This is a genomic window from Vibrio sp. 10N.222.52.C3 (assembly GCF_041474195.1).
Classification (GTDB): Bacteria; Pseudomonadota; Gammaproteobacteria; order Enterobacterales; family Vibrionaceae; genus Vibrio; species Vibrio crassostreae_C.
Genome location: NZ_JBFRTQ010000268.1, coordinates 1 through 241, shown reverse-complemented (window position 1 = coordinate 241; position 241 = coordinate 1). Strand labels below are relative to the sequence as shown.

At 31.5% G+C, this 241-nt stretch carries 1 pseudogene; it reads right to left on the bottom strand.

From position 1 onward, the window contains the following. A pseudogene (locus tag AB4517_RS22815) lies at positions 1-241 on the bottom strand (polymerase); the annotation flags it as partial.

Here is a 241-nt window from a genome sequence, read left to right as displayed (position 1 = left end):
ATGTAATACTACAAGCAAAAAGAATCCTACAATTCCTATTTGATAAAAAATATAAATTGACTGGAGCTCATAGTATATAAATGAACTATAATCCCGGACAGGGGTAACCATATATAACTTACTACCTAAACCTTGCCCAAAAAATATATTATAGTAGTTTCTAGTTAAACCTTGCATTAAAGCATACGCTTGATCAAATCTTGTACCTAACGAACTAGAATCCCCACCTACTAATTTAAGG